This is a genomic window from Acinetobacter sp. 1207_04 (genome assembly GCF_052850415.1).
On record NZ_VXCQ01000016.1, the window covers coordinates 16,038 to 40,999 of the forward strand.

Sequence of the window (24,962 nt, forward strand, 5' to 3'; positions counted from 1 at the left end):
CTCAGTGCAGTCCGATCAAGTTCAGCGTATCACTTTTACTGTGTTTAATCGAACATGTGACCATAAGCTATTTACAAGTTGGCTTGAGTATTTATTGAAAGATATTTCATCTCGGAACTGTTTGTTAATTCTAAATAATGCCTCCATTCATAAGCGAAAAGAAGTCTAAGAAGTTGTAAAGAAATATTATGATCGGAAATGTTTAATTGTCAGTAACCAGATGCGGCTTTTTAAAAAATATTAACAATCTTTAAATTTATTAAATGAATAATGTCATTGGCATTTTATATATTATTGTGGATATTTCCATGCAAATTTTGCATGGAAATATCCATTTTTGCATTTTTAATTCTGATCTACTTTCTATAAATTTTGCCAACAGCCCTAAGTTAAATGGATATTTGACTTGGATGGAACAACATAAAAACATTTTATAAAAAATGAGATGTTTTTATCGATTTTAGGGTATTAAAAGGAAGTTTTTATGGATCAGAAAAAACTATTAAAATTTATTTTAGTTGCTATGGTTTCTGGAATACTAATTGGTTGGCTTTTTCATAGTCATTTGAGTACGACTCAAGCTGAAAATATTGCATCATATTTTAAAATTCTTACAGATGTATTCTTAAGATTAATTAAAATGATTATTGCACCATTGGTCTTTGCAACAATTGTTTCAGGACTGATTTCAATGGGTAAGTCATCATCATTAGGCTCTATTACACTTAAGGCCATGAGTTGGTTTATTGGTGCATCTCTCATTTCTTTACTTTTAGGTATGAGCATGGCAAACCTATTACAACCTGGTGCAGGAATGAATCTCCCAATTCCTACAGCACCTGTTGATGTGGGTATCAGTGCAACAAGTTTAAATATACAAGCTTTTATTACACATATCTTTCCAAAAAGTTTCGCCGAGGCGATGGCGAACAATGAAATCTTACAGATTCTTATATTCTCTATTTTCTTTGGCTCAGCCTTAGCTTATGTTCATCATCAGCAAGATGAGAGTACGGTAATTGCGAAAATTATTGATGAATTGTGTCGTGTTATGTTCCGTATTACCGATTACGTTATGATGTTTTCTCCTATTGCTGTTTTCTCGGCAATTGCTTCTGCAATTACCTTAAAAGGACCACAAATAATTATAGACTATAGTGTTTTTATAGGCTCTTTTTATGCCAGTCTTTTCATTCTTTGGGCTGTGATTATTACTGTTGGCTATATCTTTTTGAAAAAAGATGTATTTCGTTTGCTTAAGACTGTTCGTGAACCTGTAGTATTAGGTTTTGCAACAGCAAGTAGTGAATCCGCTTACCCAAAACTAATTGTAGCATTGGAAAAATTTGGTGTACCAAAGCGTATTACTAGCTTTGTACTTCCACTAGGCTACTCATTTAATCTTGATGGTTCAATGATTTATATGTCATTTGCAGTGTTATTCATTGCTCAAGCCTATAACATTGATTTAAGTATCTCACAACAAATATTAATATTACTTACACTGATGATCACTAGTAAGGGAATTGCAGGTGTTTCTCGCGCATCGTTGGTAGTGATTGCTGCAACATTAACAATGTTTAAACTTCCAGAAGCGGGTATTTTGCTGATTCTTGCAGTAGACCACTTCTTAGACATGGGACGTACTGCAACGAATATTATTGGTAATAGTGTGGCAACCGCGGTCATTGCTAAAACTGAAGGACATAAAGTAGAGGAAGGTGAGATCGTTTTAGTTCAACCACTTACTCCAAGTGAGCAAACGAATTCTCTTTAAGCATTAAACGCTTCAAGTTAGATAAAAAATACCACTTTATGTGGTTTTTTTATTGACAAAAAATGTGCCATTTAATAAATAATGGAATATCAACTATTTGAAATCGAATACAAAAAATATGATCTGGTTGCTGAGTGTAGAATAAGAAAATGATGCAATGTGTGAAATGATGGTTGATTAATAATAGTCAGGTTAAAAATAATCAATAACATAAGTTTGCTCGTGGTGAATGGGATTTTTAGACCCCCCCCAAAACAAATCAAATTATTATTTATAAAACTAGATCACCACATAGATCGAATTAGATAGCGTAGGATTTTGCAGAACGAATATTATGTTCATTAGGGTTCAGCAACGTGAATATAATTTCTAAGCTTCACGGTACTGATTTGTAGCTACAACAACGTTATGTAGGCTACAGTCTTAGATATCTTATGTTTTATAAGTTCATGAACTTAGCTGTAAAAATCCAAGAACAACCTAAAAAGTATAAAATGATTTGCGTATTTGAGATTCATTTATTTTAAACAGAATGAGTCTTAGCTCTACTTTAAGGAAAAATCTATTTTAAACCCTTTAATTTTAGAAGTAATTTCCATGGTCTCCAAAATGATAATTATGCAATTTTCCTGCTTTCTCCACACAATCTCCACACAATATTAGCCATCCGTAAACAAAGTTTTTTCAAAATAGTACGATCTAATACTATCTAGTAAAAACCATGAAGCAAAGTCATCGTTTAGTGAGTACTGTTGTTATCACGACTGTGCTTTTGATGGGTTGTGCAAAATCAGAAAATTCAGACCAAAATACTGCTGAAATACCTGAGGTAACAGTAAGTGCCCTGACTGTACAAGCGCAATCAATTAGTTTAATTGAAAACCTTCCAGGGCGAGTAGTCGCATATCGTATGGCTGAAATTCGACCTCAAGTCGGCGGAATTGTTGATAAAGTTCTGTTTAAACAAGGCTCATATATTCAAGCGGGTCAATCACTTTTTAAGCTGAATTCTGAAATATTCCAAGCGGATGTAAAAAGTAATCAAGCAAGTTTGAATCGAGCAGAATCTGAAGCTGCACGTTTACAGGTTTTGTTGAAGCGCTATGCCGAATTAGTCATAGTTAATGCAATTAGTAAGCAAGAATTTAACAATACTGAAGCAGAATACCGTAAAGCGAAAGCTGATGTTGCACAAATGGAAGCCATACTTTCTAGACAACAACTGAATTTAAAGTATGCAACAGTTACAGCACCAATCTCTGGAATTATCGGTGAGCTTTTAGTGACCGAAGGTGCTTTAGTAAGTCAAGGTGATACGAATGCGATGGCGTTAATACAGCAAATTAATAAGGTATATATTGATGTAAAACAATCCATTACGGATTATGAAAAATTACAGGAAGCCTTGCAGCAAGGAAACTTGTCTGATGCAAGCCATCATGTAGAAATCTTAAATAGCCAAGGTCAACCGTACAGTGTAACAGGTGAAATTTTATTTTCAGATACCAAGGTAGATCCTGATACGGGTGATGTAACGATTCGTATTTTAGCGAATAATGACAATCAAAAATTACTTCCTGGTATGTATGTCCGTGTCAACATGAGCCGAGCAAAAGTTGATAATGCGATTTTAGTACCAGAGCAGGCTATACAACATGATATTAGTGGTAAGGCGAATGTAACTGTTATCGACCAAAAGGGGCAGGCACAAAGTAAAACTGTGCAACTGGGTCAGCGTTATCAAAACAGCTACGTTGTAACTCAAGGTATTCAAGCTGGTGAAAAAATTATTGTCGAGGGTGTTGACCGTATTCAACCCAATCAGCAACTAAAAGTAAAACAATGGCAAGCACCTGTAACGAATAATGAAAATGGGGGGCAGAAATAATGGCTCAATTTTTTATTCGTCGTCCTATTTTTGCATGGGTGATTGCCTTATTTATTATTTTATTAGGTGTACTCAGTATTCCTAAACTACCAATTGCTCGCTTTCCAAGCGTGGCTCCCCCTCAAATTAGTATTACAGCTATGTATCCAGGTGCTACACCAAAAACACTCAATGATAGTGTGGTAACGCTCATTGAACGAGAAATGTCAGGTGTAAAAAATTTACTTTATTACAGTTCAAGTTCAGATAGCTCAGGTAGTGCAACGATTACAGCAGCTTTTAAACCAGGTACTGATGTCGAGCTTGCTCAAGTCGATGTTCAGAACAAAATCAAAGCGATAGAATCAAGATTACCTCAGCCTGTACGACAACAAGGACTCATGGTAGATGCAGCCTCATCAGGCTTTTTGATGATGGTTGGCTTAAACTCACCTGACAATAAATATTCAGAAATTGATCTCAGCGACTATATGACCCGCTATGTCATTGAAGAACTTAAACGTGTTGAAGGTGTTGGGAAGGTACAAAATTTTGGTGCTGAAAAAGCAATGCGTATTTGGGTAGATCCAGATCGTTTAGTTTCTTATGGCTTAAGCATTAAAGATGTCAATACAGCCATTCAAAATCAAAATTTGCCCATATCACCAGGTCGTATAGGTGATGTTCCCGCTTTAACTGGACAACAAATTACGATTCCTTTGACTGCACAAGGACAACTAGAAACTGTTGAACAGTTTAAAAATATTAGCTTACGTTCCAATCAAAATGGTGCCAACGTACGCCTGTCTGATGTAGCCCGTATCGAAGTGGGTGGGCAGTCGTATAATTTTGCAATTTTAGAAAATGGAAATCCTTCTACAGCTATCGCAATACAAATGAGTCCAGGTGCAAATGCTGTAAAAACGGCTGAAGGTGTAAAAGCAAAAATAGATCAATTAAGTGCTTCTTTGCCTGAAGGAATGAAATTTTCAATTCCTTATGATACCGCTCCATTTGTTAAAATTTCAATTCAAAAAGTCATTGTGACATTGCTAGAAGCAATGGTTTTAGTTTTCATTGTGATGTTTATATTTCTTCATAATGTTAGATATACCTTAATTCCTGCCATTGTTGCGCCTATAGCACTATTAGGAACATTCTCCGTAATGCTACTTGCAGGCTTTTCAATTAATGTACTGACCATGTTTGGTATGGTGTTGGCGATCGGAATTATTGTCGATGATGCGATTGTTGTGATTGAAAATGTTGAAAGGATCATGGCATCGGAAGGATTATCACCTGTTGAAGCAACATCTAAAGCCATGAAGGAAATCACCAATCCAATTATTGGAATTACCTTGGTTTTAGCAGCAGTATTTTTGCCGATGGCATTGGCATCGGGTGCAGTTGGTATTATCTATCGCCAATTTACCATTACTATGTCAGTTTCTATTCTATTTTCAGCTTTTCTCGCTTTAACCTTAACACCTGCTTTATGTGCAACGATGTTAAAACCAATTGATAAAGATCATGAGAAAAAAGGGATCTTTGGATGGTTTGATCGTAGTTTTGAAAAGTTAAATAATAAATATGAACATAATTTATTTATGGTTATCAAACATAAAGTTGCTGCCATGTTATGTTTCCTTGGCATTATTATTGTTCTTATTCTTAGCTTTAAACAAGTTCCTACTGCATTTATGCCAGAAGAAGATCAGGGTTGGTTTATGACATCCATTCAACTTCCTGCTGATGCAACACAAGAACGTACTCGAAAAATTGTCTCTGAGTTTCAAACACACTTGGATCAAGAAACAGGCATTAAGGACAATATGGCAGTTTTGGGGTTCGGGTTCAGTGGGTCTGGACAAAATACAGCAATGTACTTTACTAATCTTTTACCATTTGAAGACCGTACGATTACTGCACAACAAGTCGTAAGTAATGCAAATAAGGCGATGGCTGAAAGTTCTGAAGGACAAGCAATGTCTGTATTGCCTCCAGCCATTGATGAGTTAGGTAACTCTTCTGGTTTTACATTACGATTACAAGATCGTGGCAATATCGGTATGCCAGCATTGCGCAAAGCAGAAGAACAATTACTTGGACTTGCTGCTCAAAGTAAAAAGGTTGTAGATGTTTATCCTGAAGGTTTACCTGATGGAAGTTCAGTGCAACTTAAAATTGATCGTGACAAGCTACAAGCACTTGGTGTTAATTTTAGTGATGTCACAGATATTATTTCAACCTCAATGGGTTCAATGTATATCAATGATTTTCCAAATCAAGATCGTATGCAGCAAGTAATCGTGCAACTTGATGCCAAATCACGTATGAATATTGATGATATTTTACAAATCAAGGTCAATAGTCAAAGTGGTAAATTGGTATCAATGTCTGAGATTATTGTACCTATATGGCAACATTCTCCACAACAGTACAATCGCTATAATGGACGCCCATCATTAAGTATCACAGGCAGTCCTGCGCCTGGTATATCTTCTGGTCAAGCTATGGCAGAAATGGAATCATTAATCAAACAACTCCCTAAAGGTGTCGGTTATGAATGGACGGGTATTTCTTTAGAAGAGAAGCAGTCAGAATCACAAACGACATTTTTACTACTTTTATCAATGCTCGTTGTATTTTTGGTCTTAGCTGCACTTTATGAAAGTTGGTCAATTCCGCTGTCAGTGATGTTAGTTGTACCATTAGGATTAATTGGTGCCTTTATCGCGATCATGATTCGAGGTATGCCAAATGATATTTTCTTTAAGGTCGGCATGATTACGATTATCGGATTATCAGCTAAAAATGCCATTTTAATTGTTGAATTTGCGAAAGCACTCAGAGAAGAAGGTATGGGCTTAGTTGAAGCAACTGTTGCCGCTGCAAAATTGCGTTTACGTCCAATTTTAATGACTTCGCTCGCATTTACTTGTGGTGTTATCCCATTGGTTATTGCATCTGGTGCAAGCTCTGAAACCCAAAAGGCAATTGGTACAGGCGTCTTTGGGGGAATGATCAGTGCAACTTTGCTCGCTATTGTTTTTGTCCCTATCTTTTTTATCGTTGTAATGGGAACTGTAGAAAAATTCTCTAAACAAAAAATATCAAATTGATACGCTAAATTGGTGAGCTGAAAGCGCAATTTTTAGCTCACCATTTAGTCTTCAACTTACTTCATATTTTCTTTGTTTCTACTCAGTTTAAGATGTACTAGATCATCTGATTGTGACTGATATATTTTTTCACTGGAATCAATTTTTACTGATTCAAGGGTGAATAAGTTTTTAATTGTATTGTAAAACAGCTTCCACCTAATGTCTTTGATTTAGAGTAATTTAGGCGACCTTGATGAGCCTCAATGATCGCATCAATGACGGCTAGTCCTAAGCCAGTACCACCATCTAAACGAGATCGGGAATCTTCCAAGCGGTAGAACGGTTTGAATAAGTGCTCAAGATGAGACTCATCAATTCCTGGACCTTCATCCTCTAACATCAAAATCCAATTTTCTTGTGTTTTATAAGTCGTAATCATCAGCTGCCCTGGATTGGCATATCTTAAGACATTTGAGAAAAATGCAATTAAAACTTGCTCCATACGTCTTACATCACATAACACGTTTTCATCAGTCAAATTAACCACTTCATTTAAACCTTTGAATTGAAAGCGCTCATGAAACATTTGCAAGCATTTATAAATACTGGCTTTCAAATTCGTCCTTTGTAGCTCTAAGCGAAATTGCTTATTTTCAATTAAAGTCAGTGTGCGCAGGTCTTCAACTAAATAAGATAATCCTTCGACTTGATTTAATAAACTTTGATGTAGTTTGTGATCGGCTGTAAATACGCCATCAACAATACCTTGTAATCTGCCTTGTAAAATAGTCACAGGTGTCCTGAGTTCATGTGCGATAGCTGCATTCCAGATTGTTGAGTTTTTTACCGAAACTTCTAGTTGATTCGCCATCGCGTTAAGATTTTGAATCAGTGACCTGAGTTCATGAGGAATATGATGATGTGGTTCTTCAATTCTTAATGATAAATTGCCTTGCTGAATTTGTTGGATAACATTGGCTAACTCACTAATAGGTTGTGTATAGCGTTTACCATATCGATAAGCTAAAAGGGTTGATAGAAAAAAACCAGTTAATAAAACTAAAAATAACCAAATAAAGTCTACAGATGTAATATAAAATTCATTGGAATTAAGACTTTGGGAATCTATAAAGCCAATCTTAATTGCCCAACTATATACGAAGTATCCCAATGCAAAAGATAAAAATGTAACGCCTAAATTTAGAAGGCTCATCATGAGAATAAATTGGGAATTAATACCAATTGAATTTTTTATAATTTTAAATTTCATTGCTTTGATCTAACCGATAACCAACGCCACGAACATTTATCAATAATCCTAGCACTTGGATTTCCTCAAGTTTTTTTCTTAATTTGCTTATATGGCTATCAACTGTGCGGTCAAGTGCATCTCGCTCAGGCAGACAATTCTGAATTAACTCGTTGCGGGTAAAAACTTTATTGGGTGTTTTAGCCATTAGAACTAAAATATTAAACTCAGTTAAAGTTAAGCTAAGTAATTGTTTATACGTATTTTGTAAAATATACACCTGATGATTTTCAAGGTTTATTTCTATGCTTTTGTAAACAATAATATTTTCTGGAGACTTTTGAAAAACACTTCGTCTTAAAACGGCTTGAATTCTGGCAATCACTTCATTCGGATTAAATGGTTTTATAATAAAATCATCTGCTCCCATCTTAAGCCCCATTATTTTATTCACTTGATCATCTAATGCTGTAAGTATAATGACTGGTAAATTATTGTTTTGACGAATAATTTGTAAAATATCCCAACCATTCAACTTAGGCAGCTTGATATCAAGAAGAATAAGATCAATATGATGTGTTTTAATACATTCTAATGCTTGTTGCCCATCCATTGCACGAATGACTTTCATGTTCTCATTTTTTATATATTTTTCAAGGATGTCACCAATATCATAATCATCTTCAACAACGAGAATTACGCTATTTTCAAAGCTATGTTGTAAGTTCTGATACATAAATTCATTCTAAATTAAAGCTTTTAATATAGTTTAGCATTTAACAAAACTAATGAGATAGTGAGTAATAAGGTTATCACTGATAAGAACTATGCTTCCATAAGGGTTTCTGCTGAACTAGTAAAAAAGATGTTAAAGAACCTAAAAAAATAAGTAGTCAAACATTCAAGGTAATAAATTTTGGTATTCGAATGAATAGGGGAGCAGTGATATCGACACAGACGCAAATCTTTATTAGTATTTATCACATCATGAAGAAAAAAAAGTATTGGCTAAAACTGAAAAATGACTTTAAGCAAGTCTTGATAAAATAGAAAAATTAAAATTATAAAAAATTCTATTATTTGCTTTTTTATAAGAAATTTTCGCAAATGACATACATAACCTAAACCAATTTATTTAGCTGTTATATTTTTGTGTTGAAAATACAACAGCATAGATGCTATTTTTTTTGAATTAATTTATACGTTAGAAACATAAATCAAGACTGTATAGAGTGGTCTTTTATAGTAGATTTAATACAATAAACTATCTGTGACAAAATAGATTCAATACGATTATTGAAGTCAAAAGAACAATTAATACGTAAAAAATTATTTTGCTTTACAAAGTTTGCATTAAATAAGACACTCGGTGCAATACTGATATTTTGATCTAATAACATTTTGTAAATATAAATACTATCAATATATTCAGGTAATTCAATCCACAAAAAGTAACCTGACGGATGATATTCAATTTTACATACAGGCGATAAATGTTCTGTAAGATAATTATAAAACTGTTTTTTATTACGTTTCAATGATAAGCGTAAGGCTTTTAAGTGCTTTTCATAATGGCGATGTGACAAATATTCAATCAATGCATTTTGAATAAATGAATTGACTGATAATGTACTCATTAATTGAATATGTTGAATAGATTCGGAAAACTTTCCTGCATGAACCCACCCCACACGAAAGCTAGCGCCTAATGTTTTTGAAAATGAAGAACAATGAAGAACCAGGTTTTGCTGATCATAATATTTCATAGATAGTGGTTTTTTATGATCATAATATAGATCCTCATATACATCATCTTCAATTAAATGAACTTTATATTGATGTAATAACTTGGCTAATTGAAATTTAATGTCATCACTTACTGTAAAACCAATTGGATTATGGCAATTTAGCATCAGTAAGCAAACCTTAATAGGATATTTTTGAATCGCTTGTTCAAAGGCTTCTAGATCAATTCCATGCTCAGGATGTTCTGGAATCGTAATTACTTTTAAACCCAATCGCTCTGCTGCCTGCCATGCACCATAAAAAATTGTTTGTTGTAATAAAATATAATCACCTACCCGAGTCATTGCTTGTAACGACAAGTTCAATGCATCTAGACCACCAGATGTAATTACAATGTCTGATGGAACAGTTTCAATTCCTTGAATACAATAACGTTGAGCGATCAATTTACGTAAGGCAAAATTGCCAGGGGGTAAGCTAGGATTTTGTTCATAGTTGAATCTATGTCTAGCGAGTTGACTAAAGGTCTGAATAAGTTTTGATGAGTAGAGTAATTGGCTATCAGGAAAAGCTGTTCCAAAAGGTATAATATTGTCGGGTTGAATAGATTTTAAATATTTAAATACGGTTGAATTAATTTCAATTTTAGGATTTAGCATGACATTTTGGTTATGTTCATTATTTGATACTTCTTGTGCGATGACAAAATAACCTGACTTTTCTTTTGAATAGATGAGTCCTTGTGCTTCTAGTTCTTGATACGCATTCATCACTGTAATCAAGCTAAAACCAGATAGTTCTGCTTGATGACGTAAAGAAGGCAATTTTTCATTGGTTTTCCAAATGCCATTTTCAATCAGTAGTTTCAGGCTATTCGCAAGTTTTTCAGATTTATACATAAAAATTCAGATCATTATAATAATGTAGAAAGAATATGGATAAATCACTTTCTATCCATATTCTTTTATCGTAGTTGACTACTGTAACAAGTCAATTAAGTCCAATTTAGAAATAATTTGATGTTATTAAAATAATCACGGATAAGCGAAATATAATAAAAATCTGAACAGTCCTGCAATGAGAGCTAAGCCTAGAAATCCAACTAGCCATAGGACAATGAACCATTGGCTAGAACTCATTTTAGTCATCAATTTATTCATTAAAAGTGCCTCCTAAAATTAATGATAACTTTCATCGCCAATACGAACTTTGTCACGAAATACCCAATAAGACAAGAAAGTATAGGCAATAATAATCGGGATTAAAATGACTGCACCGACTAACGTAAATTTTAGACTTGATTCAGGTGCAGCGGCCTGCCAAATGGTCACAGATGGTGGAATAATATTCGGCCATAAGCTGATGATGAACCCAGTAAAAGCCAAAAATACTAAAGCTAAAGTATAGATAAAGGGTTTTAAATCATGCTGTTTTTTGCATGCCGATAGAATCAACCCAACAAACAATAAGACTAAAATTGGCACTGGGCTGAAATAGAAAATATTGGGTAAAGAAAACCAACGCTGTGAAATCTCAGGATGGGTGAATGGGGTATATAAGCTCACCACACCAAAGATAAAGAGTAAAGCAATAATCAGTCTAGGCATCAGGTGAAACATGCGTTGCTGTATCTCTTTTTCAGTTTTCCAAATGAGCCAGCCACAACCTAGGGTAGCGTACATGACCACTACACCTAGACCTGTAAAACATGTAAATGGGGTGAACCAGTCCCATCCGCCACCACTGTAAATTCCATTGGTGGTCTGAATACCTTGGATATAAGCCCCTAAAATCACGCCTTGGAAAAAGCTAGATAAAATTGACCCCCAGATAAATGCGAGATCCCAGAGGTATTTAGTACGCGTGGCTTTGAAACGGAATTCAAAAGCCACACCGCGGAAAATCAAGGCCACCACCATAAATATAATTGGTAAATACAGCGCTGATAAAACGGTTGAATACACTAGAGGAAACGCAGCGAATAACCCAGCACCACCCAGAACCATCCATGTTTCATTGCCATCCCAAACAGGAGCTACGGTATTCATCATTACATCACGTTCTTGCGTTCCGCTAATAAAAGGAAACAGAATGCCAATGCCCAAATCGAAACCATCCATAACGACATAAATAAGAACACCGAGTCCGATAATACCGACCCAGACCATAACGAGATCAATCATGCGGTTTCTCCTTGTTTTCTTGAGCAGAGCGTTCTATCGAATCTAGAGACTCCTCAACTGCACTCAATGGACGTAATGGGGTTTTAAAATGACCGGGACCGGCTGTTTTTTCAGGCTGTAAACTGTCTAAGAGAGCAGGACCTGCTTTAATCAGTTTGAGCATGTAATAAATACCACTACCAAACACTACGGTATAAACCAATACAAAAATAATTAAACTGAGACCCACCTGATCGGCTGTGACAGAGTGAGATAGACCATCCTTAGTACGAAGAACACCATAAACTACCCATGGTTGACGACCAACCTCAGTCGTCACCCAGCCTGCTAACAAGGCGATATAACCTGTAGGACCCATAATAATTGCAAATTTATGGAACAATGAGCTTTCATATAATGAACCTTTCTTACGTAACCATAATGCAGTCAAAGAGAGTAGTACCATCAGCATTCCTAGGCTGACCATTACACGAAAGCTCCAAAAGACAATGGGTACATTTGGGCGATCTTCAGGTGAAAAATCTTTTAAGCCTGTGACTTGACCATCTAATGAATGCGTGAGGATGAGACTACCTAAATAAGGAATTCCGAGTTCAGTTGTATTACGTTCACTTTCCATATCTGGAATTGCAAACAGCAACAGTGGCATTGCATGATCACGGTTAGTTTCCCAATGTCCTTCAATTGCTGCCAATTTTGCAGGTTGGTGTTTCAGGGTATTTAAACCGTGGTTGTCACCAATTACGACTTGTAAACATGACGTGACCAAAACCATCCATAAACCCATGGAGAATGATTTTTTAACCAACTCATCACGGCGACCTTTGAATAAATGCCAGGCAGCTGTACCAACTACCAAAAGCGATGAAACGAGGAATGCCGCCACTGCCATATGGGCAAATCGGTAGGGGAATGAAGGATTAAAGACAATGGCCCACCAGTCAGTTGGTATAATTATGCCATTTTCAATGGCAAATCCTTGCGGGGTTTGCATCCAACTGTTGGAGGATAAAATCCAAAACATGGAAATACAGGTGCCGATAGCGACCATCAATGTGGCAAAAAAATGTGCTTTAGGGCTGACTCGTCCCCAACCAAATAACATAATTCCGAGGAACCCCGCCTCTAAAAAGAAGGCACTCATAACTTCATAAGTGAGGAGAGGTCCAGTGATACTGCCTGCTATGCGTGAGAATTCACTCCAGTTCGTACCGAACTGATAGGCCATGACAATGCCAGAAACAACCCCCATAGCAAATGCCACTGCAAAAATCTTAATCCAATACTTAAATAAGGCTTTATAAACTGGGTTTTGAGTGCGTAGCCACTTCCACTCCAACATAGCAAGGAAGCATGCTAAACCAATAGATGTTGCAGGGAAAATAATATGAAAAGAAACAGTAAAAGCGAATTGTATGCGGGCTAATTCTAAAGCTGTGAGTCCGAGGCTCATATTACTCTCCATACTGTGAATAGATCAGACAGTTTCCTAGGATTGATAGAGTAAAGGCTTTTTAAAACAGGATGAAAGGTAAGAGATCGTTTCATTTAAACCACCGATCAAAAGAAATTACTTTATCTTGCATGACAATTTAAATAATGGGTAGGTACAGAAAATTACTTAAAAAAATATAACAGTTTGAAGTGTAATTTTTATCACTGTTATATTTTTTCCCAGTGCTTTTGTAGCTATACATTTGAGTGACAACACGACAAAATTTATTTTAGTCTCATGAGTGGCTATTTTTTAATGCATCATATTCGGGTTAATCAAGATGGGTAACATTGAACAATAATGCAAAACTCTCATGAAAAATAGGTTCAAAGTGAAATGGTGATGCAATGTTTGTGACAGATAAATTGAATGTAATCTTAGAACTCATAGAGACACGAAGTTTGACTGAGGAATTGAAGGATCAATTACAATTGCAATATGTAAATTTAGAGGCAACATTGCTACGTGCTAAAGTATTGCGAGAGATTTCCAAAGCTAAAGTTCAATATATTGTGCAATCTACTATCCAAGCCAAACAAGCGGATGTCGCATATTTATTTGCCCCTTTTATCTTGGCTAACTTGAATCGTCCTGTAATTTATAACAGCCCAGCGACATCGACCGTACTCAATATTCTCAATCGTTACTATCAAGTTGAGTCAAAACAAAATCTCAAAATAGATGATGTACTTGAGGCACTAAATATCTATTTAGACTTACCTGATACCCGTTTAAGTGATGAAGATTTTTTCTATTTTTCCTTGATTAAAGCATTGTGTCGAACTGATGTTTCACAGATTTTTTTAGTGACAGCATTGCCGCTTAATAAGCAAAAACTTAAAGAGTTGGAACAGTTTTTTAAGGTCAAAATTCATATTATTCATACTAATCCGCAAGATATCATTATTGATAGTACTGAATGGAATATGCGGAAATTATTTTTTAAAAACAAAGATCAGCAATATATCGATTTATGCGAGAAATTCGCCACATTGAATGCTCAGATATTGTTGAGTTATGGCGGTTATAACCAAAAGCAGGCAACGCAGTTGGTCGAAGATATGTTCTATGCAGAGCATATTTATGAAAAATTATCGGTCTATGCCGAGTATATGCAGACCTGTCTACAACATGGTGTGTCTCGAAAGCAGGCAACTTTTCTAGCTTAGCTTGCGTTTTGATACCTTATTCAAAGCAGACTTTTTTCATATTTATACATATATTAGGTCATCCCCATGTTCTTATATACAGACTTTGATCAAAATTTATTAAATGAGCGTGTCGCACAGTTTCGCGACCAAACCCAACGTTATTTAGAAGGAAAACTGACAGAAGAAGAATACCGGCCACTACGTTTACAAAATGGTTTATATATTCAGCGTTATGCACCAATGCTACGTTTGGCGGTGCCTTATGGCTTAATGAACTCTGCACAATTACGTAAGTTAGCCGAGATTGCACAGAAGTATGATCGTGGTTATGCACACATTTCAACCCGTCAAAATATCCAACTAAATTGGCCACAGCTTGAAGATGTACCTGATATTTTGCAAGAACTGGCCACGGTTCATATGCATTCTATTCAAACCAGTGGCAACTGTATTCGAAATACCACTACAGATCAGTATGCAGGTGTTGTTGAAGGTGAGCTAACAGACCCACGACCGACTTGTGAGCTGATTCGTCAGTGGAGTACTTTCCATCCTGAGTTTTCATTCCTACCACGTAAATTTAAGATTGCGGTCTGCGCACACCCTGAACAAGACCGTGCCGCCACGACTTTTCATGATGTTGGAGTTTATCTGGTTAAAAATGATGTCGGTGAGTTGGGCTATCAAATTAAAGTTGGTGGTGGGCTTGGGCGTACACCTTTGGCTGGACATGTAATTAAGCACTTTTTAGGACGCGAAGATTTAATTGCCTATTTAGATGCCATCATGCGGGTGTATAACTTGCATGGCCGCCGTGACAATAAATACAAAGCTCGCATTAAAATTTTAGTGAAAGCTTTAACCCCAGCGGGCTTTGCTGAAAAAGTTGAAGCTGAGTTTATACATACTCAAACTTTGCTCAAGGTTCAACCTAGTGTTTTAGATCAAATGGATGCAGTATTTCAACCGTTTACGTATGAACACTTAGACCAACAAAATTTTGAGGCTTTATTTCAGAAGTATCCAAAGTTTAAACACTGGTTCAATATCAATACCCATGCACATAAGGTGGAGGGCTATCGTATCGTTACGATTAGCTTGAAACGTGCAGGTGTAGCACCAGGTGATATGACTTCTGATGAAATGTGTTTAATTGCAGATTTGGCTGAACAATATACCTTTGGTGAGCTACGTACTACACATGAACAAAATATTGCCTTAACCGATGTACGACAAAAAGATTTATTTGAACTATGGCAAGTGTTAGATCGTGGCAATTTAGCACGCGCGCATATTGGATTTCTGACCGATATGATTTGCTGTCCAGGTGGTGACTTTTGTTCATTGGCAAATGCTAAATCCATTCCTGTGTATGAAGCGATTGCGCGCCGTTTTGATGATTTAGATACGTTATATAACTTGGGTAAAGTTGATCTGAATATATCGGGATGTATGAATGCGTGTGGACATCACCATGTTGGTAATATTGGTATCTTAGGTGTAGATAAAAAAGGTGCTGAATATTATCAAATTACTTTAGGTGGCAACTCAGATCATGATGCATCCATCGGCAATATTTTAGGACCGTCATTTCCCGCAGAAGATATTCCTGATGTCTTGGAAGAAATTTTAAATACTTATCTGGATATGCGTTTGGAGCATGAATCCTTTTTAGAAACATACAAACGTGTCTCTATTCAGCCCTTTAAAGAGCGGGCTTATGCGGACATAAATTGACATGTTCGATGTTCGTAATCTGTTAAGTAGGATGAAAATTTATAGCCATCAAATTGTGATCATTTTGGCAGTTTGGGGTTGTGCTTATATATTACAAAAGCTATTTAACCTACCTTTGGCCTCAGGCGTACTCGGCTTTTTTCTGCTTTTATTTTTGCTTGAAATGAACTGGTTGAAGTTAACTCATATTGAACAAGGTGCTGATCTGTTACTGGCTGAACTATTGCTATTTTTTATTCCGCCCGTTGTTGGCGTAATTCAATATCAGGACTTATTGATTGCCAGTGGCTGGAAAATATTGCTGGTGATTTTGATCAGTACGGCTTTGGTGATGATGGCTTCTGTATCCACCATACGATTGCTCTTAAAACAGGAAGATCAGTATGACTGAGTTTTGGGGTGTTTTTTACTTGATTTGGACAGTGCTGTGCTATTTTATGGTAAAGCAACTCTTTGTTCGAACGCAAAAAATCTATTTATCTCCGATTATTATTGTCCCTATTCTAAGCATTGTATTGATATTTATTTTACAGCAGCAATTTCAAGATTATTACCGTTATACTCAATATTTAGTGGCTATGCTTGGTCCAATTACGGTGGCGTTTGCTATTCCAGTATTTCGTTATCGTAATATGATTCGGCAACGTTTTAAAGTGCTGATCATTAGTTCTAGTCTCGCCATGTTGGTGGGTATTTTCAGCAGCTGGTTTTTTGCGAGCCTATTTAACTTTGATGACATTGTTAAAAATAGTTTGTTGGCGCGTTCTATTTCAATTCCTTTTGCTTTGGTGCTTACTGAAAAAATTGGTGGCTCAATCAGTTTGATTCCGCTTTTTACTGTAATTACTGGTTTGGTCGGTATGTTGTTAGGAGATGTTTTGCTGTCATGGATGCGGTTTAAAAATCATATTGCTTCTGGTGCAGCACTGGGCAATGCCGCACATGCCATGGGTATTGCTCGAGCGAGACAACGACATGAATTGGAGGGAGTGATTGCCAGCCTCTCGATGATTATTTCAGGAATTATGATGGTTCTATTTGCACCTACCGTGATCATACTAATGAAGTATCTGGTTTAATTAGGTATGGAATCGAATGTAAAGTTAACGTCACATAAGCTTTGTTGCACAAATCTAGCATATAGACTTATTGGGCAATAACATTTTAAAATGAATAGGCCTCCTCCTAAAAACTATCGCACAACCAATGGGTCTTCCTATAGTCAGCCTTCAGCGTTTGATCATTTACCAGACTGTCATTGGCATATTTAACCTAATAGTTCAGAGCTATTCCTCAGCTACGACTAGACTTGTGCGCGCAATCGAATATTTATAATCTCATTGATCAAGATTACTACGTCGCAAGCTATACAAATTACTGGGTGCAGGAGGGTGAATCCCTTAAAGCAACACTCAGTTTGGATGTTAAGGAAGACAAAACATTTAAATTGGTTAGGACTAGTAATAGTGGACGCTAAAAACCTGAAATATTCCAAGGAAAATTTGTATTCACTGATAATGGGAAGCTTAAAATTCAGCTTAATGGTGTATCTGAGCAAAATACAATTTTATGGCAGCAGGACTATGTGGAGGTTTTGGATACAAAGACTGGTCTACTTTACGAAGCCTATTTAGATTTTGAATTAATGAGAAAAGCCTAACTATTAGTTAAGCTTTTCTCTCATTAATGCTGCCAATAAAGATAGCGACTAATCCAACAATTAGGCTGAATCCAAATAAAGGCAGTAGCACCCCAAAAATAATCAATATAGTTCCTAGAGTAACTCGTTGAAGCATGTTTGAATTTGTCCACACACTTAAGAACAAATTTGAAAATTGTATTACCGTTTGTTTGAAGTTTGTTTTTTTGTACCAAGCTAAATATGCATAAAGAATCATTACACATAGTGCTAGTGAGTAAATGATGAGTATCAACTGGTTTATCCAACCAAATAAAATTCCGATGTGGGCATCGACACCCCAGCGTGTCAATTTAGCAATTAATGGATAGTCATCAAAATACAGCTTATCAATTACTCTGTGATTTGAAATATCAATTGCAATGCGATCTGCTTGTGTAGGCCAATGGAGTTGAATCTCAGAAATACTCCAAGCTTGATCTTTATCTAAAGGTGGTTTGATTTGTATCTGAGCGGCATCTATACCATATTTTCTAGCGAGATCTAATGCTATGTCGAAATCACTAGAAGTGACTTGTACGGGAGCATCATTATGAACCATCGAATGATCTTCATGATGCATAATCATTCGAGATGTAGATTCGGCTTTGATAGATGTCGCTAAAACAGGTGTTTGCCAACTAAGCGTTTGTCGAAATATTCGAATATTTTCACCGGCATACTCAGACCAAGTTAAGCCAGTCACTGCAACAAAGAGCAGTAGGGGGAATAGTACTAAGCCAATAGTGCTATGCTTTTTGATGTAATTATTCTGATTGGTCTTGTTCTTGCCTACCGTATTATGACGTTTATACCATTGAAAAAATCCTGTAAAAATCAAAATTGCTAACCAACTTGCTGCGAGTTCACTATAAAATCTTCCCCAGCTTCCGAGTAATAAATCTCGATGTAAATGATCCAACCTAGTTCTAAAAGGTAGTAAGCCACTTGTTCCATATACAGCTAACTGACCTTTTACTTCAAGTGTGTAAGGATCAATGAAGATGGCTTCATTATTCAACTCTAATTCTGAATCTGAAAAAATAATCCGTGTTGTCTGATTTACTGCGGGAGAAGGACGCACTTCAGTAATTTGAGCAGTAGGAGATAACAATTGCTTAGCTTTTTCAATTTGCTGGCTGAGAGGGTGTATCTTTAAATGACTTTGTTCGATGTATAAAACATCTTTATAAATGAATTGTTCAATTTGAGGCGTTGCAGCATAAAAAAGGCCAGAGAGTGCAGCAATAAAAATAAATGGAGCAATAAAAACTCCAGCATACATGTGTAATAAACGGAAAAATGCTTGCCAAAAATTAAAGTTTGAATTCATTTTTTAACACAATTTTTGGGAGCTAATTCTAAAAGCTTACTTGATCTTAAATTAAATATAAACATGTATATCCTTTTTAATATTTAAATTAGGATGACGATAGCCATCCTAATTTAAACTTTATAAATTGTTGCAAACCTCTCTTTTATTTGTATATCTGCTATACAAGAAGATAGATAAACCAACTAAATATAAACAACCTGAAAGTAGAAGGAGAGAAATTCCAGCGGCATAAAGTAACCAAGAGGCATAGATCACAGCAATCAATGCAATCCAGATATGTTTGGTTCTTTTATTTTTCCATGATTCTTTTAAATAAAAAGCTGAAACTAAAAAGTAAGGTAATAAGATCATTACGGAAGAAATTAATAATAATTGAGTATAGTTTTTGTCGAAAAAGCATACTGCAATTAATGAAGTTTGAACCACAACTGATGTTAACCATAATGATGCAATCGGCACATTATTTTGATTAGTTTTCAGAAAAACCTTAGGAAAAGCTCTATTTTTTGCAGCGAGAAAGGGGATTTCTGTAGCAAAAAGTGTCCAGCTTAAATAAGAAGAACTTACCGAAATAATTAATCCTAAAGTAATAATGATTGTGCCTGGTAAGCCAATTAGTTGCTCTAAAATAGTAGCCATTGATGGGTTATGCATATTGGCTATTTCTATACGGCTGGTCACACCATAAGAAAGAACCGTCACTAAGACATAAAAACTTAATGCCAGTAATACACCTAATACCGTAGCACGACCAATGTCATTTCGATTCCTTGCACGAGATGATAAAACAACAGCACCTTCAATACCTGTAAAAACCCAAAGTGTAATCAACATGAGATTCCTGACTTGTTCCCATACTGGCATTTGTAATGAAAAATCAAAATAATTGAGTTTAAAAAGGTCGAGTTTAAATGCAAGGAAAGTAAAGACGATGAATATGACGATGGGTACAATTTTGGCTATAGTCGCGATTAAATTAACCAATGATGCCTCTTTTATTCCTCGACTGACCAACCAATGAACCATCCATACAAATATTGAAGAGCCAATAAGTGCATAAATTGTGTTACCTTCACCGAAATAAACATGATCAGGGCGATCCGTGAACATACCTACGCCAGAGAAAGCAATCACAACATATCCGACAATACCAATGGTAGTACACAGCCAATAACCCCATGCGGAGCAAAAACCAATAAGTTCTCCAAAACCTTCACGTGCATAATTATAGATTCCTCCATCTAAATCTGGTCGTTGCCGAGTTAAATAGAGCAGTGCAAATGCGAGAAAAAGAATTCCAATACCTGTAATGAGCCAAGCAATAAGTAAAGCTTGGCCGTTGGATACAGAAGCCATATTTTGAGGAAGGCTAAATACGCCAGAACCGACCATTGAACTGAAAACAAGAGCGGTTAAAGAAAGTAAGCCAATTTTAGTGGTAGACATGTGCGAAGTTTACTGCTTAAAGAATTTTGAGAGTATTGAAATATGCTCTGGACCTATCCCACAACATCCACCAATTAGAGAGGCACCTGCTGCTTGCCATTCTTGAGCAAATTTTAAATATAAATCTGGATTTAAGTCTGCACGTACTTCATCTAAACCATCATTTGCAGTTGCTTGACTGTTCTGCGGCGGAAATGCATTGGCATAAGCGCCAATTTGTACATGTTCTGGCAGAATTTTTTTAATTTCTAAGATGGCTTGTAAAATAATCTCAGGTTGGCAACAGTTAAACAGTACAGCTGTAGCGCCCACACGTATAATAGTTGCAGCAGCTTGTTGAATACTTTCTCCTGATCTAAGTAAAGGCTGTTCTCGTTTTATTTCATCTTGCAGGGTAAATGATACCCAAAAATCACGGTGATCTTTTGGTAGTAATGCGTGAACGGTTTCAACTTCTTTTAAGCAAGACTGAGTTTCAGCTAGCCAAAAGTCAACATGTGGAGTAAGTGTATCAATAATTGGTTTTACTAACTTTTCAGCTTCATCTTCTTGAAATAAGTCAGCACGATATGAACCAAAAAGTGGTGGCAAACATCCCGCTATTAAAACTTTTTGACCACTTTCCTTAACTGCTTGTTTCGCTTGGTTTACAGCGACTTGTACTAAGTCTTTAACTTCTTTGTCAAAGCGATCTTGACCAATATGAAATGGAACGACAGCATAGTTATTCGTTGTAATTATTTCAGCACCAGCACGAATAAAGTCTAAATGAACTTCTTTTACAATATCAGGTGCTTCTGTTAATGCTAAAGCAGACCACTCTGGTTGACGAAAAGGTGCTCCTCTACGTGCAAGTTCTCGACCAAAACCACCATCTAATATTTTCATAAAGCTAAATCATGTAAAATTTTTAAGAAGATAATTATAATTGAACTTACTTAAGTGTTAAGTATTAAAAAGACCAGATTTTCTTATATCTTTTGAACTTAAAATTGATAAGCAATCAAAATTTAATATTTTTAAAATCGTAATAGTACAATTATTAACTTATTTTAATTTTAAAAAGAATAAAGTTGATTTAATGTTTATAAGACTTTGTTATATAAAAATTTAAATCTTCTTTTAGTAATTTATATTTAAGGCATAAAGGGAAACTCCTTGCTGTTAATTTATCGCCTAATAATTTGATGCAATGCATCTTAGTTTCAAACAAAATTCTACGATGATAACCAGACCATTTTTTCCAAAGAGATTCTATTGGCCATTTGATTGTTTTCAATGACTCATTCTGCTCCATAGACCACGCTTGCTGAACCTTCCAAGCCTTTGCATTCTTCGTTGGCAGAGTGATCGCATGTACATCTCGATCTAAATGACTTGTCGGCAATGCTTTGTGTCATAAGCCCCATCTGTATAGACAGAATAAATTTACTCATCCAAGGGAAATTGGGCAAGTAAATCTTCTAGTACTCGTGAATCACTGACATTATTCTAAATGGAAATGTTGCCTCGATTAATGAAGGCCGATTATACGAAGACCCATTGGTTATGCGATAGATTTTAGGGGGAGACCTATTCATTTTGAAATGTTATTGCCCAATAAGTCTATATGCTAGATTTGTGCAACAAAGCCGTTAACCATTGTAATAGTGTGCGAGGCGTCAACCCAAGCATATGCTAATTATGATCAATTACATTTGTGGAAGCCCGCATTTGCATCTGATAACTTGCAACGACACCTGCTGCTGCATTAGAGCCAAATAAAGGCGTGGTCATTTCGCCAAAAGCCTCGGATTCCAAGCTACAATAAGATATAAGATACGGGATGACCTAAATAGCTTGAAAGCCCTCTGCCAGATCCACTCCGTTGATGGTGGATGACTGTCTAACACCTACAATGCCAGTTACGAATTCATTTAGTAGTAGATACTCTGCGACAAGAGCTAGCCCTAATGTATTCACTTAAGCATTTAAAATTTCCATTGTAATGCTAATGATGCATTCAATGGTTCACCAGGTTGTATCCACATCTCACTATAACTCGCCGTGTAATAGGTTTTGTCTAGAAGATTATTCAGGTTGAACTGATAACGTATTTGCTTACTTGGAGCATAGTAAGCATTTAAATTAAGTAATGTATATTCAGGAAGATTGAATCCATTATCAGTGCTATGACCACTACGTTTCCCAACATGAACAGCTGTTGCCCCAATGCCTACATTTGAGTTGTCAGATAACAACCATTCATAATTTGTACTGATTGAACCACTATGTTTAGGAACATTACTTAGGCGTGAACCTTTAGCAAGCATTTGATCCTTCTCAATTTGTGCATCTGTGTAACTATAATTGGCGCGGAGCGATAATTGGTTATTCAGTTGTGTTTCGAGATCTAGCTCTATCCCTTGGCTGGAAACTTCTCCCGCAGTAATCTGAAAGTTACTATCCATTGGGTCTGTTGTTAGCACATTTTCCTTATCCATTTTAAATAATGCAACACTAATCAGACTTTGAGAGTTGAGTTGGTATTTACTGCCTATCTCATAACTTTGACCTTTTTCTGGGTCAAAGGTTTGATTATTGCGATCCATTCCACTATTAATTGCAAATGATTGTCCATAATTGGCATAGACTGACCATGCATCACTTAAACGATAGTTCAAACCAAAACGTGGACTGGTTTGTTGTAAGTCTTTTTGATTTGAGGTCATGGCAATTTTATTCACAAATTCTTGTGTGACATGATCAAAGCGTAGACCAAGTAAAACACTCCATTGATCATTTAAAAATACCTGATCTTGGACATTGAAGGCGAAGTATTTTTGTCGATCTTCAGTGTCAATAAACAAAGGAAGGTCTGGTAAAAATTTTCCATAGGTAGGTTGATATATATCTATTGTGTTGGGTATGTCTGAACTATGATTACGGCGTAGCTGTAATTGGTGATATTTCATTTGTCCTGTTTCTGCACTCAGCAATATTTCATGTTTTGCCCAGTCTTGCTGGATCGTGCCTAAAATTTCTGTTTGGAATAATACATCATCACTTTTATTATCACGATAACGTCGCTGCCTCTCTAAAGTACGACCATCGCTTTGTATACGACGAGGTTCACTTGAAAAGCCTTTTAATAAACTATCTTTCAAACTCACAGCACTTTTAACATTCCAATTGTCATTTAATTGATGCGTGAGCCGAATTTGATAAAAATTATCAGTTTGTAAATGATCTCCATCGCTTGGTTCACCTGTATAGGTTTTTGGATTCATCACAATTTTCTTCTGATAAGCACTAACACCACGATCAAATAATCCTTTTACGTGAGTAAACTCTGTATCTAAGTCCAATTGAGTTCGATCGGATAACTTCCAACTTAATTGGGGAGATAAAAACCAGCGTGAATTACTTACATAGTCCCGAAAACTTTGATTGTCTTCATGTGCAATAGCAAAGCGATATGCAAATTGGTCATTAATGGGGGCGGTATGCTCAAAACTAGCACGATATTTTTCTAAACTATTGGCTCTTAAATTGATCTCACTAGAGGATTCCCAAGATGGCTTTTTAGTATTGATATTGAGTAAACCACCTATTTCTCCTCGACCATATAGTGCAGCCATTGGACCTTTTAGAAACTCTAGAGATTCAATATTAACCATATCCCGAGAAGCACTTAGACCCCGATTTACACTTAATCCATTTCTAATAATTTGAGGTCCGATATTCGGGTCGCTACTAAATCCACGAAATGAAAAATTATCCCAGAAGCCGCCACCATAATTCGTTTGACTAAATACGCCACTGACTTGATTTAAAACATCATCTATACGTTGAATATCTTGCTGTTTTAACATTTCTTCAGACACAAAACTTCGACTAAAAGGAACATCGATAACATCATGGGTAAATTTAGTGGTTACTAAGTTTTTTGTTAAATTATTTGTTGTATGTTCAGCCTCAATTACAATAGTTGGGAGTTTTTCTGGAAGATTAGCAGTTTGAGCCCAAGTAAAGTGGGATAGAAGTGAACAAGATGTCAATAAGTATAATTTTGAAATCATAGTAAATAGAAAGTTAACTTGTGTAATGTTATACTATTACATAAGTTAACTTTGTGAAATATAAATTTATATCTTCTTCTATTTTTCATGGTGATAACATCAAAAAATGAATTATCACCGTAGTAACTAAAG

17 protein-coding genes and 2 pseudogenes are annotated in these 24,962 nt (G+C 35.9%); 8 read left to right on the forward strand and 11 right to left on the reverse strand.

What is annotated here, in order from left to right; genetic code table 11:
• The first annotated feature begins 484 nt into the window (after window positions 1-484).
• The 3 genes from FW754_RS13815 (at window position 485) to FW754_RS13825 (ending at window position 6,766) form a co-directional block, all read left to right on the forward strand.
• The gene (locus FW754_RS13815) at window positions 485-1,777 is read left to right on the forward strand and encodes a dicarboxylate/amino acid:cation symporter (RefSeq protein WP_446324951.1); all 1,293 of its coding nucleotides are present in this window, start codon (window positions 485-487) and stop codon (window positions 1,775-1,777) included.
• 721 nt (window positions 1,778-2,498) lie between these two features.
• Entirely contained in the window at window positions 2,499-3,665 is a 1,167-nt protein-coding gene (locus FW754_RS13820) for an efflux RND transporter periplasmic adaptor subunit (RefSeq protein ID WP_409510032.1), read from the forward strand.
• Window positions 3,662-6,766, forward strand: coding sequence for a multidrug efflux RND transporter permease subunit (locus FW754_RS13825; protein ID WP_446324981.1), 3,105 nt, complete (start codon window positions 3,662-3,664; stop codon window positions 6,764-6,766). The genes FW754_RS13820 and FW754_RS13825 overlap by 4 nt, the downstream gene beginning before the upstream one ends.
• A gap of 145 nt (window positions 6,767-6,911) precedes the next feature.
• On the opposite strand, the gene adeS is transcribed toward FW754_RS13825, so the two are convergent.
• The 6 genes from adeS to FW754_RS13855 all read right to left on the reverse strand — a co-directional run bounded on the left by adeS (window position 6,912) and on the right by FW754_RS13855 (window position 13,379).
• Complete coding sequence (adeS, locus tag FW754_RS13830; RefSeq protein ID WP_446324952.1) at window positions 6,912-8,018, reverse strand: two-component sensor histidine kinase AdeS; 1,107 nt, start codon at window positions 8,016-8,018, stop codon at window positions 6,912-6,914.
• On the reverse strand, window positions 8,008-8,733 hold the full coding sequence (adeR, locus tag FW754_RS13835) for an efflux system response regulator transcription factor AdeR (RefSeq protein WP_409510035.1): 726 nt from the start codon (window positions 8,731-8,733) through the stop codon (window positions 8,008-8,010). The genes adeS and adeR overlap by 11 nt, the downstream gene beginning before the upstream one ends.
• 481 nt (window positions 8,734-9,214) lie before the next feature.
• Window positions 9,215-10,642 carry an aminotransferase-like domain-containing protein gene (locus tag FW754_RS13840; RefSeq protein WP_446324953.1) on the reverse strand — a complete coding sequence of 476 codons (1,428 nt, stop codon included), beginning with the start codon at window positions 10,640-10,642 and terminating at the stop codon, window positions 9,215-9,217.
• 135 nt (window positions 10,643-10,777) lie between these two features.
• Window positions 10,778-10,903, reverse strand: coding sequence for a DUF2474 domain-containing protein (locus FW754_RS13845; RefSeq protein WP_446324954.1), 126 nt, complete (start codon window positions 10,901-10,903; stop codon window positions 10,778-10,780).
• A gap of 18 nt (window positions 10,904-10,921) precedes the next feature.
• The gene (gene cydB, locus FW754_RS13850) at window positions 10,922-11,926 is read right to left on the reverse strand and encodes a cytochrome d ubiquinol oxidase subunit II (protein ID WP_446324955.1); all 1,005 of its coding nucleotides are present in this window, start codon (window positions 11,924-11,926) and stop codon (window positions 10,922-10,924) included.
• Window positions 11,919-13,379: a cytochrome ubiquinol oxidase subunit I gene (locus FW754_RS13855; protein WP_446324956.1), complete on the reverse strand. Its 1,461-nt coding sequence runs from the start codon at window positions 13,377-13,379 to the stop codon at window positions 11,919-11,921. Before FW754_RS13855 ends, cydB begins: the two co-directional genes overlap by 8 nt.
• Before the next feature lie 389 nt (window positions 13,380-13,768).
• On the opposite strand from FW754_RS13855, the gene FW754_RS13860 reads away from it, so the two are divergent.
• The 5 genes and pseudogenes from FW754_RS13860 to FW754_RS13880 form a co-directional block, all read left to right on the forward strand.
• Window positions 13,769-14,590, forward strand: a complete 822-nt coding sequence (locus FW754_RS13860) for a hypothetical protein (RefSeq protein ID WP_446324957.1) — start codon at window positions 13,769-13,771, stop codon at window positions 14,588-14,590.
• Window positions 14,591-14,656: 66 nt separating this feature from the next.
• Window positions 14,657-16,309, forward strand: a complete 1,653-nt coding sequence (locus FW754_RS13865) for a nitrite/sulfite reductase (protein WP_446324958.1) — start codon at window positions 14,657-14,659, stop codon at window positions 16,307-16,309.
• A gap of 1 nt (window position 16,310) precedes the next feature.
• Complete coding sequence (locus FW754_RS13870; protein ID WP_446324959.1) at window positions 16,311-16,700, forward strand: CidA/LrgA family protein; 390 nt, start codon at window positions 16,311-16,313, stop codon at window positions 16,698-16,700.
• Window positions 16,693-17,388, forward strand: a complete 696-nt coding sequence (locus FW754_RS13875; protein WP_446324960.1) for an LrgB family protein — start codon at window positions 16,693-16,695, stop codon at window positions 17,386-17,388. Before FW754_RS13870 ends, FW754_RS13875 begins: the two co-directional genes overlap by 8 nt.
• Before the next feature lie 215 nt (window positions 17,389-17,603).
• Window positions 17,604-17,786, forward strand: a pseudogene (locus FW754_RS13880) (hypothetical protein); the annotation flags it as partial.
• A gap of 190 nt (window positions 17,787-17,976) precedes the next feature.
• On the opposite strand, the gene FW754_RS13885 reads toward FW754_RS13880, so the two are convergent.
• The 5 genes and pseudogenes from FW754_RS13885 to FW754_RS13905 all read right to left on the reverse strand — a co-directional run bounded on the left by FW754_RS13885 (window position 17,977) and on the right by FW754_RS13905 (window position 24,830).
• Window positions 17,977-19,320, reverse strand: coding sequence for a PepSY-associated TM helix domain-containing protein (locus FW754_RS13885; protein ID WP_446324961.1), 1,344 nt, complete (start codon window positions 19,318-19,320; stop codon window positions 17,977-17,979).
• A gap of 120 nt (window positions 19,321-19,440) precedes the next feature.
• A complete protein-coding gene (locus tag FW754_RS13890) occupies window positions 19,441-20,769 on the reverse strand; it encodes a basic amino acid/polyamine antiporter (RefSeq protein ID WP_446324962.1) in 1,329 nt (442 codons plus the stop codon).
• Window positions 20,770-20,778: 9 nt separating this feature from the next.
• Window positions 20,779-21,657, reverse strand: coding sequence for a homocysteine S-methyltransferase family protein (locus FW754_RS13895; protein WP_409510046.1), 879 nt, complete (start codon window positions 21,655-21,657; stop codon window positions 20,779-20,781).
• Window positions 21,658-21,919: 262 nt separating this feature from the next.
• Window positions 21,920-22,260 (reverse strand): annotated as a pseudogene (locus tag FW754_RS13900) (transposase); the annotation flags it as partial.
• A 479-nt stretch (window positions 22,261-22,739) separates the two neighbouring features.
• Window positions 22,740-24,830 carry a TonB-dependent receptor gene (locus tag FW754_RS13905; RefSeq protein ID WP_446324963.1) on the reverse strand — a complete coding sequence of 697 codons (2,091 nt, stop codon included), beginning with the start codon at window positions 24,828-24,830 and terminating at the stop codon, window positions 22,740-22,742.
• Between the last annotated feature and the right edge of the window lie 132 nt (window positions 24,831-24,962).

Bases quoted from the DNA above. Each gene is read 5' to 3' on its own strand.
- FW754_RS13860 (WP_446324957.1), top strand. From the start codon at position 13,769: ATGTTTGTGACAGATAAATTGAATGTAATCTTAGAACTCATAGAGACA.
- FW754_RS13895 (WP_409510046.1), bottom strand. From the start codon at position 21,657: ATGAAAATATTAGATGGTGGTTTTGGTCGAGAACTTGCACGTAGAGGA.
- FW754_RS13885 (WP_446324961.1), bottom strand. From the start codon at position 19,320: ATGAATTCAAACTTTAATTTTTGGCAAGCATTTTTCCGTTTATTACAC.
- FW754_RS13875 (WP_446324960.1), top strand. From the start codon at position 16,693: ATGACTGAGTTTTGGGGTGTTTTTTACTTGATTTGGACAGTGCTGTGC.
- FW754_RS13845 (WP_446324954.1), bottom strand. From the start codon at position 10,903: ATGAATAAATTGATGACTAAAATGAGTTCTAGCCAATGGTTCATTGTC.
- adeR (WP_409510035.1), bottom strand. From the start codon at position 8,733: ATGTATCAGAACTTACAACATAGCTTTGAAAATAGCGTAATTCTCGTT.
- FW754_RS13840 (WP_446324953.1), bottom strand. From the start codon at position 10,642: ATGTATAAATCTGAAAAACTTGCGAATAGCCTGAAACTACTGATTGAA.
- cydB (WP_446324955.1), bottom strand. From the start codon at position 11,926: ATGATTGATCTCGTTATGGTCTGGGTCGGTATTATCGGACTCGGTGTT.
- FW754_RS13855 (WP_446324956.1), bottom strand. From the start codon at position 13,379: ATGAGCCTCGGACTCACAGCTTTAGAATTAGCCCGCATACAATTCGCT.
- FW754_RS13865 (WP_446324958.1), top strand. From the start codon at position 14,657: ATGTTCTTATATACAGACTTTGATCAAAATTTATTAAATGAGCGTGTC.
- FW754_RS13870 (WP_446324959.1), top strand. From the start codon at position 16,311: ATGTTCGATGTTCGTAATCTGTTAAGTAGGATGAAAATTTATAGCCAT.
- adeS (WP_446324952.1), bottom strand. From the start codon at position 8,018: ATGAAATTTAAAATTATAAAAAATTCAATTGGTATTAATTCCCAATTT.
- FW754_RS13905 (WP_446324963.1), bottom strand. From the start codon at position 24,830: ATGATTTCAAAATTATACTTATTGACATCTTGTTCACTTCTATCCCAC.
- FW754_RS13815 (WP_446324951.1), top strand. From the start codon at position 485: ATGGATCAGAAAAAACTATTAAAATTTATTTTAGTTGCTATGGTTTCT.
- FW754_RS13820 (WP_409510032.1), top strand. From the start codon at position 2,499: ATGAAGCAAAGTCATCGTTTAGTGAGTACTGTTGTTATCACGACTGTG.
- FW754_RS13890 (WP_446324962.1), bottom strand. From the start codon at position 20,769: ATGTCTACCACTAAAATTGGCTTACTTTCTTTAACCGCTCTTGTTTTC.